This is a genomic window from Myxococcus sp. AB056 (genome assembly GCF_006547365.1).
Classification (GTDB): domain Bacteria; phylum Myxococcota; class Myxococcia; order Myxococcales; family Myxococcaceae; genus Myxococcus; species Myxococcus virescens.
Window position 1 is genome coordinate 1 of sequence record NZ_VHLB01000226.1, and the last position, 391, is coordinate 391.

The window sequence follows — 391 nt, forward strand, 5'->3', positions numbered from 1 at the left end:
GTGTATAAGAGACAGTTCCCCTTCAGCGTCCGCCCCGGCTCCAGTCCGTGGACGGCCCTCCCCGGCTCGAACCCGTCAGCCCGCAGGCGTTCAAGGCCTCGGCCTCGGTCCCCGGCGGCGAGGACGAGGAGCCCGAGGAAATCTCCGAGGACGAAGCCCAGTCCATCGACGAAGGGGACGACGACAGCCACTCCCGCGCGCGGCCCCAACCCGAGGAGCCGGACGAAATCAGCAGCGACGAGGTGGAGGAAGCGGAGATTTCCGCCACCAGTGCAGCGCAGCTCATCGAATCGGACGACGATCTGGAGGAAGCCGACGCCGACGTGGCCCCCGAGCCACACGACGAAGGCCCCGCCCCGGAGCCCGTTCCCTCGACGCTGAACCCGTGGTT

1 pseudogene is annotated in these 391 nt (G+C 68.8%); it reads left to right on the plus strand.

Going from position 1 to position 391, the window contains the following annotated elements:
* Positions 1 to 47: 47 nt before the first annotated feature.
* Positions 48 to 391: pseudogene (locus FMP39_RS37250) on the plus strand (glycosyl transferase family 1); the annotation flags it as partial.